Raw genomic sequence first — 13,347 nt, 5'->3', positions numbered from 1 at the left:
GTACACCATGCGCTCGGGCTCCGGCCGCCGCGCGTCCCGGCACCGCGCCGAAGCCCGAGCGCATGGTGTACCGCTTCAAGCGCGTGGACGGAGGACTCCAGTTGGAGCGGCTGGTGGTCCGTCCGGACAACACCGCGCGCCTGTTGGCCCGCAGCCTCACGTCCCTGCTGAACAACCCCGTCGAAGCCGCGCGCATCCAGGTGGAGCCCTGCGATCTGCTCGCGGACAAGCTGCTCGCGCAGCCCACGAAGGGCGCGCTTCCGGCAAGCCGGCTCGACGCCCTGCTGCACGTGCTGGAGAAGGCGCGCACCGTCCTCTTCGACGGCGCGCTGGTGTCCGTCTCCAACGAGCCGCTCCTCCCCCGAGTCACCGTCGAGGACCGCGGCGAGCAGACGGTGCTCAAGGTGGAGAGGGATCCGCGCATCACCGAGCTGGTCAGCCCCGGCGTCGCGCTGAGCGCCGGCATGCTCTGCCGGCTGGGTGAACAGGCCCTCACCGGCGCCAGGTTGGAGAACCTCCCCCAGGAGCGCGTCTTCTCCGCGGAGCAGTTGGCGGACCTGACGGGCAAGGTGCTGCCGGACTTCGCGCGGCGCATGCCGGTGGACGTGAAGAGCCGCCGGCTGCCGCCCATCGACCGGACGCTCAAGCCGCGCATCTCGCTGGAGCTCGACAAGCTCGACGCGGGGCTCTCCGTGCTGCCCACGCTGGTGTACGGCTCACCGCCCACGGCGCGCATCGACAACGGGCGCATGGTGTACCTGCAGGGCGCCGCGCCCGTCCGCGACGAGCCCACCGAGACGAAGCTCATCCACCAGCTCCGGGACGAGCTGAACATGGCGCCGGGCCGGCGCGTGACGGTGCACGGCAAGGAAGCCGTACAGCTCGCGGACAAGCTGCGGCGCTGGCGAGGCGGTCTCACGGGGGACGCGGCGGGCGTGGTCAGCCCCGACGTGAAGCTGCGCCCCACCCTCACGCTGGACACGACCACCACCGGGGACGGGGTGCCGCGCGTGGGCTTCGCGCTCGACTTCCAGGTGGAGGGCCTGGGGCCCGGCATGACGCGCTCGGTGGATGCCGCGTCGGTGATGCGCGCCTGGGAAGAGGGCCTGGGACTGGTGCCGCTGGAGGGCGGCGGATGGGCGCCGCTGCCCACCGGCTGGCTGAAGGCCCACGGTCAGCGCGTCACGGACCTGCTGGCCGCGCGTGAGACGGACGGCCGCATCGCCAACCACGCCATCCCCCAGCTCACCGGGCTGTGCGACGCGCTGGAGCACCCTGCCCCGCCGGGACTGGAGCGACTGGCGCCGCTGGTGCAGGGCTTCGAGAAGCTCCCCGAGCCCCGCCTCCCGAAGGACCTCACCGCCACGCTGCGCCCCTACCAGTTGCAGGGCGTGAGCTGGCTCACCTTCCTGCGACAGGCGGGACTCGGCGGCGTGCTCGCGGACGACATGGGCCTGGGCAAGACGCTCCAGACCATCTGCACGCTGGGCCCGGGAACCCTCGTCGTGGCGCCCACGAGCGTGCTCCCCAACTGGGAGGCGGAGGTGAAGCGCTTCCGTCCGGGGTTGAAGGTGTCCGTCTACCACGGCGTGAACCGCAGCCTGGACGAGACGGCGGACGTGACGCTCACCACGTACGCGCTCCTGCGCCTGGACGCGGCGGTGCTCGGCGCGAAGACGTGGGACACGGTGGTGCTGGACGAAGCCCAGGCCATCAAGAACCCGGACAGCCAGGTCGCGCGCGCGGCCTACGAACTGGACGCGAACTTCCGCGTGGCGCTCAGCGGCACCCCCATCGAGAACCGGCTCGAGGAGCTGTGGAGCCTGATGCACTTCACCAACCGGGGGCTCCTGGGCGGACGCAAGGCGTTCGAGGAGCGCTGGTCCCGGCCGGTGTCGGAGAACCAGAAGGGCGCCGCCGAAAAGCTCCGAGCGCGCATCCGGCCCTTCGTGCTGCGCAGGCTCAAGCGCGACGTCGCGCCTGAACTGCCGCCGCGCACCGAAGCCGTCCGTCACGTCACCCTCACCGAGCAGGAGCGCGCCGTCTACGACGCGGTCCACGCCGCGACGCGCGAGGAGGTGGTGTCCCAGTTGGAGGAAGGCGGCAGCGTGATGAAGGCGCTGGAGGCCCTGCTCCGGCTGCGCCAGGCCGCCTGCCATCCCGCGCTGGTGCCGGGGCAGCAGGCGAGGACGTCCTCGAAGGTGCAGGCGCTGGTGGAGGCGCTCGGCACGGCGGTGGCGGACGGGCACAAGGCGCTGGTGTTCTCCCAATGGACGTCGATGTTGGACCTCATCGAGCCCGCGCTGAAGGAAGCCGACATCGGGTTCATCCGCCTGGACGGCGGCACGGCGAACCGGGGTGCGGTGGCCAGCTCCTTCCAGGAAGAAAAGGGAGCGCCCGTCATGCTCATCTCCCTGAAGGCGGGAGCAACGGGGCTCAACCTCACGGCGGCGGACCACGTCTTCCTGGTGGATCCCTGGTGGAACCCCTCCGTGGAAGCCCAGGCCGCGGACCGCGCGCACCGCATCGGGCAGCAGCGCCCGGTGATGGTCTACCGGATGGTGTCCCAGGGCACGGTGGAGGAGAAGATCCTCCTGCTCCAGGACAAGAAGCGGGCCCTCTTCGAAGCCGCGCTCGGAGGCGCCGAGGGTGGCGGCGCGGCGCTCACGCGAGCGGACCTGATGCAGCTGCTGGCCTGAACGCCTGCCGTTGAGCGACCGGCCGTGGGACCTGGCAGGACGGTCCCTGACCTTCACGCAGGGAGTGTGCACCGTCTCCGGGAACCGGACTTTTCCCGGAGAAGGAGTCACAGCATGGCCACGTCCATTCCCGACACGATGAAGGCCGCGGCGCTCGACCGCTTTGGCGGCCCCGAGGTCCTCGGCATCAAGACCGTGCCCGTTCCCACCTGCGGCGACGATGAAGTCCTCATCCGCGTCGAGGTCGCTGGGATTGGCGCGTGGGACTTCATGGAGCGCGAAGGTCAGATGGTGGAGTTGATTGGAGGCGAGCCGAAATTCCCCTACGTGCCCGGCACCGACGGCGCCGGAGAGGTGGTCGCGGCAGGCAAGGCCGTGAAGGACCTCAAGGTCGGAGACCGCGTCTTCGGCTTCGCGCTCGGAAGCCCCAAGGGCGGCTTCTACGCGCAGTTCACCGCCGTGAAGGCCAGCCAGGCCGCGCGGATCCCCAAGGGACTGAAGGTGGAACAGGCGGCGGCGCTCGGGGCGGATGGCATCACCGCGCTCCGGGGCCTGGAGGAGCTTCTCCAAATCCAGCCCGGCCAACGCCTGCTCATCTTCGGAGCCAGCGGCGGCATCGGGCACCTCGCGCTGCAGTTCGCCCGGAGGCAGGGCGTGAAGGTGCTGGCGGTCGCGTCGGGAGAAGACGGGGTGGAGCTGGCCCGGCGGCTCGGCGCGGAAGCGGTCGTGGACGGCCGAAAGGGTGACGTGGCCGCGGCCTGCCGCGAGTTCGCCCCGGACGGGCTCGACGCGGCGCTGGTCCTGGCACCGGGAGACATCGCCGAAGCGGCCCTCCAGCACGTCCGCAAGGGCGGGCGCATCGCCTGGCCGAACGGCGTGGAGCCCGCGCCGAAGGCACCCGAGGGCGTCCAGGCCACCGCCTACGACGGCATCCCCAGCCCGGAGCTGCTGAAGAAGATGAACCAGCTCATCGAAGCGGGCCCCTTCCATCTGGAGATCGGACGCATCTACGCGATGGAGGAGGCCGCCAAGGCCCAGCAGGAGGTGCTCAAACACCACCTGGGCAAGTACGCGCTGCGGATCCACTGACGCGGCGCCCCACGCCCCCGGTGCACGGCGCGCGAGGCCAGCGCCGGGGGCGGATGCCCTTCCCTCGCGAAGTCCGCGAGCCCCCGACACGCCAGAATCAAGCGTGTCACCGCAATCCAGGCGAAACTGGTTCACCTGTTCTCAAACCCGAGGTGAACCATGCTGCATCTGCCCGCCCTGTTCACGGCGCTCGCGCTCGCGGGAGCACCGACGCCCGTTCAAGATGAAGCCACGATGTGGAAGGCCGCCTTCGCCTTGGACGGCTCGCCCCCGGCGGTGCTGGCGGAAGCGGAGGCCAGCCTGCTGCAGGGAGGCACCACCGCCTACGGCGTCCTGACGAAGATGGCCCGGGTCGGAGGCAGGGACCAGGTGGTGGCCGCCGCGGGCCCGATTCCCTTCTGTATGGGTGCCCCCCAGTTCCGCTCCATGTCACCGATGCGCTCGAACGGGCCCAGGCTTCCTGGCAAGGCGGCGGAGCTCGCGGGACGTCTGTTGATGAAGGACGAAGCGCTGCGCAGGAAAGCCCAGACATCGGAGGATCCGTTCGACCGGGCCCTGGCGCTGCTCTCCACGGCGAGGCTGCCGGAAGCCCAGACGCAAGCCCTTGCGGCGATGCGAAAGGAATCGGACCCGGAGCTGCGCCTGTGGGCGAGTGCGATCGCGACCTGCTTCACCCGCTCGGCGGAGAAGCGCGGCGATCCCTCGCTCGATGCGATGCGCATCGAGGAGAAGCACCTGGCGGAACTTGCCGAGGACGTCCGGGAACCCCTGCGGTGCGTGGAGCCCGCCGAGCTGGCGCCGACGCTGGTGGACGAGCTGGAAAAAGGAATGGCCACGGCTGGCGGCTGGTCCTCCTCCAACGAAAGGTTCGAGTTGGAGGCGAAACGCGCGAACGGCGAGGAGGTCTCGCTAAGTCCGGCGTGCGCCCTGGCGGCCTACGATGCGCTGGTCGCGCGAGGAACGTACCTTGATTCCCTGGTGCTTCCCCTGGCCACGAGTCTGCAGAAGGACTGGGCCCTGAGAAGGGCTGCGGGCGAACGGGCGGGGCGCGACCTGAAACACTATCCGGAGCTCAGGCGCAACCACACGGCGGCGAAGCTGGTGAACGCCGGCCACACCGTGCCGGTGAAGGTGACCTGGAAGGAGGACCGGGGCATCTTGAACCGGGATGAATTGGAGGCCGCGCTGCGGCAGGGCAATCCGGACGCCCGGGCCGCCCTCGACCGGGTGCTGTTCTGCCGCAGCAAGATTGGCGAGAACGAGATGTCATTGCTGGGCTATCAGGGAACGAAGCAGGCGGCGGAGACCGCCTATGGGATTGCGCAGCGTTGCCCTGATTCCGCGGCGGCCGCCACCGCGGCGTTGGTGCGCCTGAAGGACCCGAGGGCGTCGAAGTTCCTGCCCAAGGCGCTGGAGAACTGGGGCTTCGACCAGGAGGCGCTGCGACGCGCGCTCCTGGACGCCTACACGCCGAAGCTGGGACAACAGCTGCAGGAACTGGAGGCGAAGGGCAACGACAAGGCCCGTGACATGGTGGCGTTGTTGAAGGACGCCGGGGTGATGAAGCCGTAGCACGGCGGGGTGCGCCCCGGCGGGAGTCCCAGGAAGCCCGCCGGGCGGGCCGTCAATGCGGCCCAGCGTCCTCGGAGTCGGGGGTCAGCATCCGCACCGCCACGGTGCGGCACTCGGCGCAGGCCACCCCGGAGCGCTCCCAGTGCACCTGGGCCTCCAGCTCGCTGGGGTCCTCGGGCCCCGCCTCCAGCCGCTGGACGAGTTCGGCGAGCGCATCCCCACGGCCGCCGTCCACCTCATCCGGAGGGTCGAGCACGTCCTGCTCCCCTTCGAGCACGAGGCTGAAGCGGTAGTACACCTCGTGGGCCGCCAGGACACGCCGGCAGGCCGCACAAGTCCTTGGTCGCGGACCCATCATGGACGAGAGCGTAACCAGGAACTCCCACGCACGCTCCCCACCCTTGAACCGTCCCAGTGATTTCGGGGTGGGGACCGCTTGACAGTGGGCAGTTCGTTCCTATTTTCCGGCACACAAAAGGGAAGCGTTCAAGAGACGCCACTTCGCGCCACGAGCGCGAGTTCCCTTTCGCCTGGAAGCCGGTCTTGCGTCGCGAAGGCGCGACCGCCTTTCCGGGTCCCTCTCCACAGGAGCAACAATGCGCAAGCACCTCAAGAACCTGCTGGTTGCGGCAATGGCTTTGACGGGAATGGCCGGCTGCGGCGTGGACGCCGCGCTCGACTGCAACGCCATCTGCGACAAGTACGCTTCCTGTTACGACAGCAACTACGACACGTCCGCCTGTGAGAGCCGCTGCCGCGACAACGCGGCGGACGACGAGGACTACAAGCGAAAGGCAGACGTCTGCGATGCCTGCCTCACGGACCGGGCTTGCACGTCCGCGACCTTCTCCTGCGCAACCGACTGCGCCGCCGTCGTTCCCTGATTCACGGCTTGGACAGGCGGCTGTCTTGCCCGGGGAATCAACTCGCCGGAGCGCTCCCGCTGGTTCCAGGGGCCGGGAGCGCCCTCCGTTGACGCCGACCGGACTGCAAGAACCGGATGCAGGACAGAACGGGCAGGAGCACCAGCAAGACAACCCGCTCCGCCGTCAAACGCGCATACCGCGGCAGCTGCGCGGGATTCTCCCGCGCCAGCGCGAGGCACTGGAGCAGGTGGCCGTGACGGATGGGAACCCGGAACCTCGCATTCTCCCATTCGTCATGCTTCCAGGCACGGAAGCCTTCGAGCGCACGGACAACCTCCGCATGCGTCCGACCGTCCACCGTGCGGAGCAGCGCGTCCGCCATCTCCAGGATTCCAGCCAGGCACTTCACCGGGTCCGCGACGAGGGAACCACCCCGGGCCCTGTAGTAATACAGGGCTTCGTTTGAGACGACCATCCTGGCGGAGGCAAGCAGGGCCCTGAGCAGGAAATCGAAATCCTCCCCCGTCTTGAAGGCTGGATTGTAGCGAAGGCCTTTCTCCTCCAGGAATGACTTGCGGAAGATCGGCTTGAGGACGCCGTAATCATCCACCACCATCCTCAGCGCTGATAGCTCGAATGGCTTGTCAATCACTCCCAGGCGGTGTGCGTGCACCTGGAAGAAGGTCGCCTGGGCATCCAGCTCCCCCATTTTGACGAGCTGGATGTCGTCACCGACGATGTCCGCCCCATGAGCCTCCGCGAGCGTGAGCAGGCGCTCCAGCCGGGTCTCCGCCCACCAGTCGTCGGAGTCGAGGATGGCGACCCATTCGCCTCGCGCGTGCCCGATCGCCACGTTCCTGCTCTGGGAAGCGCCGGCGTTCCGCTCGTTCTTGAAGACGCGGATCCGTGGGTCCTGATAGCGCTCGGCGACCTCCACGGTCCGGTCCGTCGAGCCATCATCGACGATGACGATCTCGATGTCCCGCCGGGTCTGCGCCAACACGGAGTCGATGGCGGCGCCGAGATACGCCTCCACATTGTACGCAGGGATGATGACAGAGACAGATGGCTTCATCGTACGGAGGCTCCTCTTCTTCCGACCCTCCCCTGCATAACACTCTGTTAGTCTGCGGGACCATGGCGAGAATCCTGTTTCTGCCGCTCCCGGAAGCCGGCCACATCCATGCAACCTTTGGCCTCGCGAAGCAGCTTGAAGCCCGGGGGCATGAGATCGGATACATGGCTCCGCCGGACGCAGAGCCGTTCCTGCACTCGCGGCCCTGGCCCTTCACGCCGATGCTCGAGGACGTGTTTCCCAGGGGTTACCAGGCGGAGGTGTTTTCGCGGATTGAAGATCCGAAGCTCCCCCCGCCCGCTCGCAAGCAGACCATCGACGAGTTCCTCCGCCGTCACGAGCTGCGGATCACAGAGGTCCTCTTCGGCGCCTCATTCGAGTCACGCCTGCGCGACAGCGGCGCGGACCTGCTGCTCGTGGACGCGAGCTATCCCCTGCCGATCCTCGCCGCATCCAAGCTGGGCATCCCTGCCTTCCAGATCTGCACCAACTTCGCCCTGAACCGCGACGCCGCGGTGCCTCCGCTGACCTCGCATCACATCCCGACAGGCAGCATCGCTTCCGGGCTCCAGATTGCCTTCGCCTGGAAGTGGCTGTACCTGCGCACGTTCATGGGCGTCCTGGGGAAGATGCGTGCGCACGTCCGGGCTTTCTACGACCGCCATCCGGAGGCGCCGCCGGGTGACTTCCACACCCACCTGCAGGCCGGCCCCCACCTGCGGATTCCCACCCTGGTGACGTGCGTTCCCGAGTTCGACTTCCGCCGCGCTTCCGGGGGCCTCCACTACCTGGGGCCCTGTGTCGATCGGGACCGCGATGAACCTGCGCTCCCTCCGGAGCTCGCCTCGGGTGAGGCCCCCCTCGTCCTGTGTTCGCTGGGGAGCCATGGCAACCGGGTGCGTGGACACCAGGCCTTCTTCAAGTCCGTCATCGACGCCTTCGCCCGCAGACCCCATCTGCGACTGCTCATGGCCGTGGGGAAGGAGGTGGGGACCGAAGCCTTCGGCCCGCTTCCTGAAAATGTCACGGTGGTGGATTGGGTGCCGCAGCTCACCGCGCTGAAGCGCGCGTCGCTGATGATCACGCATGGCGGACTCAACAGCGTGAAGGAATGCATCAGCATGGGGGTTCCCATGATTGCCTATCCGCTCGTGTTCGATCAGCCGGGCAACGCCGCGCGCATCGTCCACCATGGGATTGGATTGCGTGGCGACATCCGCCAGGCCACGACGGAGCAGGTGGGCGCCCAGATCGACGAAGTGCTCGGCAATCCCATCTACCGCGCCCGCGTCCAGGCCCTGCGACAGGTCTTTGTTGATGCCGATGACTCAGGGCGAGGCGCGGAGACGGTGGAAGCGCTGCTCCCGGCCCACGGACGCGCTGCTGCCCCGCTGCTGCGCGTCCAAACCCCTTGATTGAGGTCAAGGCTCTGCGCGTCCACCGATCTCCGGAAAGCGTTCGTAGGCACGCTTGAGTGCATCCAGGTGAGCGGGGTTGTCCAGGTCGAGCGGCGCGTCGGTGAGCTGCACGACCCATCCCCCTGATGCCGTGCGCCGCGCCCGTGAAAGCAGGTCCGTGTCACGGGTCGGGTCCGGGAACCCAATGGCCTGCGCAGCAGCGGCCGACCAGTAATTCAGCCACCCGAGGTAATAGGGAATCTCGGGCGAGCGGATGTGCTCGAAGCGTTTCAGGGCGGGCAGCCCCCTGCGAGGGGATGGCAACCCTTCCCGCGTGGGGGCAGTCTGATACGCGATGTCCACCGCAGCGTCGTATGGCGTCGCTCGCCCCCATAGCGCACGCGCTCCTTCCGACACGCCCTCAAGAACAGCCGCCGCTGACGCGATCACCGGCTCGTCTAGAGGCAGTTTCGCGTGCACCTCAAACTGGGCCTGACCGCCTGAGCAGAAGGGACCAGGGTTCTCCGTTCCCCAAACCGTTACGGGGAAACTCTCATCCCCGTTACACACCATCGGGAAACCTCCGTCCTCAATCTTTTCCATGAGCCACGCATCACGCTGCGGCAATGCAATGGGGCGCCCGCTCTTGGAAAGCCGCCATTCCAGCCGCAAGCCGGGAAGCGCCCTCTCCATCCCATGAACACTATTGATGGCGCGGAGGTCTTTTCCCGCAAGCGCAGGCGCGTAGACGATGAAGGCGAGACGTTTTCGTGTAGTCATCGCCTGCACCCCGTAACAACGACATTTAGGGACTGATTTTCTTGCAACAGCGCGTCCCTGTGCGCCTCGGTGCTCACCCCAATGACAAATTCATACCCGCATACCATCGCAGCTTTTCTCTCCTTGCGAAGCTGCTCGACTTCTCTCTTGATCTCCTGATCTCGGACGAAGTCATTGTATAAATTGAATCGATGGGTCTTGATCTCCCACAGCTTGGGCACACCGACTTGCAACGCATCGAAGCGCACACCGCCAACAAGCACGTCCATCCCGGGATAACGGTTGGGAGGGAACCTGTCGGCACATTCATTATGCGGGTCGTCCTCGCCCGCGTGGGGCACTGGAACAGGTTCGCAACTGGCGCGTCCCGTCTGGTCCACGGGCACAGGCGGCACCGGAGGCTGCCAGTCCTGCCCCGCTGGCTCGGGCTTCAGCTTGGGCTTGCGTTGCACTTCAGCGTCCCCGGATGCCACCTTCGTCCCTCGTGAGGTTCCTGCTTCCTCGGGGTAGGCGTGGCGGAGTTCATATGCATCCATCGCTTCTGTAATGGCGACGCCGACCACCACGACGCCAAGCACGATCACGGCTCCCACGGCAATTTCAGGAGCCGCCAGCACGCAGAACCCGAGTCCCACGGCAGCGGCGTCAACGGACGCGACCGCGCATCTTCCCGTGGTGTCGTGGAACGCAATCCGGTCATGGTCAAGGGTCCGATAGCACTTCTCCACCAGCACGGGCCAAGGCTGGGAAGCCTCACGGACGACGCACCGTCCCCCGTCAGTCCACGGCAGCTTTGCTGCTCGCTGGAGGTTGGCGATCCTCGGGTTCCGGGACGCGCGCTCTCTTGGGCTCGGTGCCGACGTGGCGCACGCCGAAAGGAAGAGTAGGAGTGCGGCGCAAGCTCGGAGTCGCATGGTCACGTCTTTTCAGCAGAGCCAGCGAGCTGCGGGGCAATGCTGGCCGCATGTGGAGCATGCCAGCATCCGAGAATCGCTGGGATACTCGGAACGTACCGAGGCGCGGCAGCATGGCCCGGATCGTACCAGCAGCGCGATAAAGCCTGAGCGTCGTGGAAGAAGCACTCCACCCGGTAGCGAAGCCGATCCAGCACCCGATTTTCGCCCAGCGGTGGAAGCAGTTGTAGACGGACTTCCAGTGGCCGAACTTCTCGGGCAGGGCCCGCCGCTGCCCCGTCGTCACGCGCCAGATGACGGCTTTGATGAAGTTGCGAGCCCTACGCTTCGGGGGCGGGCCGCTGCGCGAGCCCAGGAGGGGCTCGATGCGGCTCCATTCGGCATCGCTCAGTTCATGTCGGCGCACAGCCAGCGTTGGCCATGTCTGGCTCTCGCCGGCAACCTGGCCGCCTGTAACGACTGACCGAAGAAGTGCACGAGCCGGGGATCGAACCCGGACGACCCTTGCGAGTCAGCGGATTTTAAGTCCGCTGCGTCTGCCAGTTCCGCCACTCGTGCGCCAATGATTCCAGCACCTTACCGCGATCGCCCCTGCTTTGCACCCCGTTGGAGGTGTGTGGTACCCACTTGGTACCCAAATTCCCCAACGAGGTGACGCGAATCATGCCCAACTGGACCGGAACCTGGGCTGGCGGCAGAACATACCAGACGAAGGACGGCCAGAAGGTGTGGGTCATCCGGAAGATGGTGAACGGGCACCGGCACCAGATCGCGCTCGACAGTGAGACGGAGCGGCAGGCCCTCGCTCAGTTGGCTCTCTTCGAGCAGGACCCGGCCTCGTACAAGACCCCGAGCCAGCAAAGGGCGGAGGCACGGCTCCAGGCGCAGGAGGCCGACGAGAAGGCCCGCCTGGAGGCGGAGGCGCGCCGCCGCCAGGACGAACACGAGGCCACGTACCTCGATGCGGCCTCCGTGGCGCGCTTCCTGGAGCACATCAAGGACCGCACGCCGAAGTACAAGAAGGACACCCGCTACTACCTCTCGGCCTGGGCCGACGCGCTCCGGGGCAGTGACCTGCGCAAGGTGGAGCCCCGCGAGGTACTGCGGCTCCTCGCGCAGTGGAACACCGCCGAGCAGAAGAGAATCGCAGCCCTCAAGGCATTCTGCTCGTTCCTGTTCAAGAAGGGGCTCCTGGACCCGGCCCAGGATCCCAGCCGCACGCTCACGGTGCCTGCGAGCCGCCCCGAGAAGGCCATCCGCGAGAAGGGCTACCCGATGGCCACGATCGAGGTGCTGTATCGGGCCCTCAACGACCAGGGCGCACGGGACGTACTCCTCCTGCACGCCAAGCTCGGGCTGCACGAGTCCGAGGTCCAGCGCATCGCGGCGGGCGAAGGCAAGATCACCTTGGTCCCCGGCCATCCGGTCATCAGCGGCACCGTGAAGTTCGTCCACAAATCCGGCCGCGTTCACACGCTCTCGCTCGATGCCCAGGCACTCGCGGCGGCGCAGCGGCTTCAGGCGCACGGAGCGCCGACGCCGGATCAAGTCCGCCATCGGCTACGGCTTGCGTGCGAGGCCCATGAACTGCCCCGCGTGAAGGTCGGTGAACTCCGGCACTCGTTCGTGGCCTGGAGCCTGGAGGCGGGCGAAGCGGTCACGCTCTCGGGCAACGGCGTGCCCCTGGCGCTCGTTGCCTCCGTGCTGGAGCACACGTCCACGGTCACCACGAAGAAGTTCTACGACGTGAGCAAGGTGCCCAGCATGATCAAGCTCCCCCTGAAGCTGGAGCACGCAGAGGATCCCCAGGGAGTCAAAGCGGCAGCCTGAGGATCGCCGCACCCAAAGCCCTGGGCTCCGGCGCGGAGCATGAGCCTACAGGGGCAACCGGAGTGGCCTTGGTCCCCCTGGTTCGCCTCGGCTTGCTGCGCGACCGCTGACCGACCTTCGGCGGGATTCCTTCCGCGAGCAGAGCCTCGATGCTCGCCACCGTGATCATGATGGTCCTTCCGATCTTCGGCGCCCGCTCCAACCGGCGCTCATCCAGGAGTTTGAAGACCTGTGACCGCTTGCAGCCGAGCATCGCCATCGCGCCCTCGAACGGCACGGCCGAGGCATTCTGGGTGGCTGATTGGGCGCGTAGCGCACGGACTTCGTTCTCGATGCGAGTGAGCACATGAAGGATCGCGGCTCCCACCGGCGCAGCCCCGTCGATCTCGATGGACTTGGCAGGACAGAAGACCGGAATCGGAATGAGGTCGGACGGTAGCTCCGGTTGAGCAAGCAGGGAGCCTGTGCGGCTGTAGTTGAAGTTCTCGATCATGAGCTTGTGCTCGACCGTTCGCCATCACTGCCGGTGAACGGTGTCGAAGGTGTGGATCGAGCCGGTGGCCACCAGTTCTCGCTACTCTGAATATATCGAAACCACCTGAAGACCTTTTGTCACTCGGATCTTCCGCCTCCCACCGAGTGCGGGATGGGTTCACGTCCGAGGACTCATCCCGTGCGAGACAGGGGCCTGCGGGGAGATTTGAGCGTCACCCGCTTCGGTGGACAGGTTGACTACGCTGCCTGCCTCGAAACCTCAGCCATTCGCTCGTACTCGGCTGGACTCACGTAGCCAAGTGAGGAGTGACGGCGCCTGCGATTGTAGAACACCTCCAGGTACTCGAATAGCGCGAGCTTCGCCTCCTCCCGCGTCCGGAAGCTGCGGGTGTGGACGAGTTCCATCTTCACGGTGCTGAAGAAGCTTTCCGCGACGGCGTTGTCCCAGCAGTTGCCCTTGCGACTCATCGAGCAGGTGATGCCACGCTCCGCCAGTCGCGATTGGTGGATTCAAGCGGTCGTCGCAACGCCTCCTGGTTGAAGTGAGCGTAGATGAGTGTTCAGCGCCTCGGAAGGTGTCTTCCATCCAAGAGTCCTGCGGGGCCGGTTGTTGAGGGCGGCGGCGACAGT

Annotated in this window: 12 protein-coding genes, 1 tRNA gene and 1 pseudogene; 6 read left to right on the top strand and 8 right to left on the bottom strand. The window is 66.9% G+C overall.

Features of this window, described 5'->3' with window-relative positions; translation table 11 throughout:
* From D7X74_RS31570 to D7X74_RS31560, 3 genes are all read left to right on the top strand, one after another.
* Window positions 1–2,699 (top strand): DEAD/DEAH box helicase (locus D7X74_RS31570; protein WP_147446754.1); only part of this gene is annotated, 2,699 nt, incomplete at its 5' end.
* 114 nt (window positions 2,700–2,813) lie between these two features.
* Entirely contained in the window at window positions 2,814–3,788 is a 975-nt protein-coding gene (locus D7X74_RS31565) for an NADP-dependent oxidoreductase (RefSeq protein ID WP_199732641.1), read from the top strand.
* Window positions 3,789–3,947: 159 nt separating this feature from the next.
* Window positions 3,948–5,360, top strand: coding sequence for a hypothetical protein (locus tag D7X74_RS31560; protein WP_120536726.1), 1,413 nt, complete (start codon window positions 3,948–3,950; stop codon window positions 5,358–5,360).
* 52 nt (window positions 5,361–5,412) lie between these two features.
* Here D7X74_RS31560 and D7X74_RS31555 read toward each other — a convergent pair whose 3' ends face one another.
* Window positions 5,413–5,658: a hypothetical protein gene (locus tag D7X74_RS31555; protein ID WP_233595222.1), complete on the bottom strand. Its 246-nt coding sequence runs from the start codon at window positions 5,656–5,658 to the stop codon at window positions 5,413–5,415.
* Window positions 5,659–5,956: 298 nt separating this feature from the next.
* On the opposite strand from D7X74_RS31555, the gene D7X74_RS31550 reads away from it, so the two are divergent.
* Window positions 5,957–6,244 (top strand): hypothetical protein, encoded by a 288-nt coding sequence (locus D7X74_RS31550; protein WP_120536724.1) that lies wholly within the window; start codon window positions 5,957–5,959, stop codon window positions 6,242–6,244.
* A 37-nt stretch (window positions 6,245–6,281) separates the two neighbouring features.
* Here D7X74_RS31550 and D7X74_RS31545 read toward each other — a convergent pair whose 3' ends face one another.
* Entirely contained in the window at window positions 6,282–7,301 is a 1,020-nt protein-coding gene (locus D7X74_RS31545; RefSeq protein WP_120536723.1) for a glycosyltransferase family 2 protein, read from the bottom strand.
* Here D7X74_RS31545 and D7X74_RS31540 point away from each other — a divergent pair.
* Complete coding sequence (locus D7X74_RS31540; protein WP_120536722.1) at window positions 7,292–8,716, top strand: nucleotide disphospho-sugar-binding domain-containing protein; 1,425 nt, start codon at window positions 7,292–7,294, stop codon at window positions 8,714–8,716. The two genes, D7X74_RS31545 and D7X74_RS31540, sit on opposite strands and share 10 nt — an antisense overlap.
* Window positions 8,717–8,722: 6 nt before the next feature.
* Here D7X74_RS31540 and D7X74_RS31535 read toward each other — a convergent pair whose 3' ends face one another.
* The 4 genes from D7X74_RS31535 to D7X74_RS31520 all read right to left on the bottom strand — a co-directional run bounded on the left by D7X74_RS31535 (window position 8,723) and on the right by D7X74_RS31520 (window position 10,950).
* Complete coding sequence (locus D7X74_RS31535) at window positions 8,723–9,478, bottom strand: DUF5953 family protein (RefSeq protein WP_120536727.1); 756 nt, start codon at window positions 9,476–9,478, stop codon at window positions 8,723–8,725.
* Entirely contained in the window at window positions 9,475–10,212 is a 738-nt protein-coding gene (locus D7X74_RS31530; RefSeq protein WP_370450822.1) for a DUF6310 domain-containing protein, read from the bottom strand. The genes D7X74_RS31535 and D7X74_RS31530 overlap by 4 nt, the downstream gene beginning before the upstream one ends.
* A 43-nt stretch (window positions 10,213–10,255) precedes the next feature.
* Complete coding sequence (locus D7X74_RS45380) at window positions 10,256–10,798, bottom strand: transposase (protein ID WP_120536720.1); 543 nt, start codon at window positions 10,796–10,798, stop codon at window positions 10,256–10,258.
* Between the two features lie 66 nt (window positions 10,799–10,864).
* Window positions 10,865–10,950, bottom strand: a tRNA-Leu gene (locus D7X74_RS31520).
* A 105-nt stretch (window positions 10,951–11,055) separates the two neighbouring features.
* Here D7X74_RS31520 and D7X74_RS31515 point away from each other — a divergent pair.
* Window positions 11,056–12,222: a site-specific integrase gene (locus tag D7X74_RS31515; protein WP_120536719.1), complete on the top strand. Its 1,167-nt coding sequence runs from the start codon at window positions 11,056–11,058 to the stop codon at window positions 12,220–12,222.
* On the opposite strand, the gene D7X74_RS31510 is transcribed toward D7X74_RS31515, so the two are convergent.
* Both D7X74_RS31510 and D7X74_RS31505 read right to left on the bottom strand, forming a co-directional pair.
* Window positions 12,206–12,715: a DNA-binding protein gene (locus tag D7X74_RS31510; RefSeq protein WP_120536718.1), complete on the bottom strand. Its 510-nt coding sequence runs from the start codon at window positions 12,713–12,715 to the stop codon at window positions 12,206–12,208. The genes D7X74_RS31515 and D7X74_RS31510 overlap by 17 nt on opposite strands.
* Window positions 12,716–12,954: 239 nt before the next feature.
* Window positions 12,955–13,221 (bottom strand): annotated as a pseudogene (locus tag D7X74_RS31505) (IS3 family transposase); the annotation flags it as partial.
* Between the last annotated feature and the right edge of the window lie 126 nt (window positions 13,222–13,347).

Origin of the sequence: Corallococcus sp. CA047B (assembly GCF_003612065.1) — a bacterium.
In the GTDB taxonomy this organism is placed as follows: Bacteria; Myxococcota; Myxococcia; order Myxococcales; family Myxococcaceae; genus Corallococcus; species Corallococcus praedator.
The sequence above is the reverse complement of the archived record's forward strand: the minus strand, read 5'-3'. Positions and strand labels throughout refer to the sequence as shown.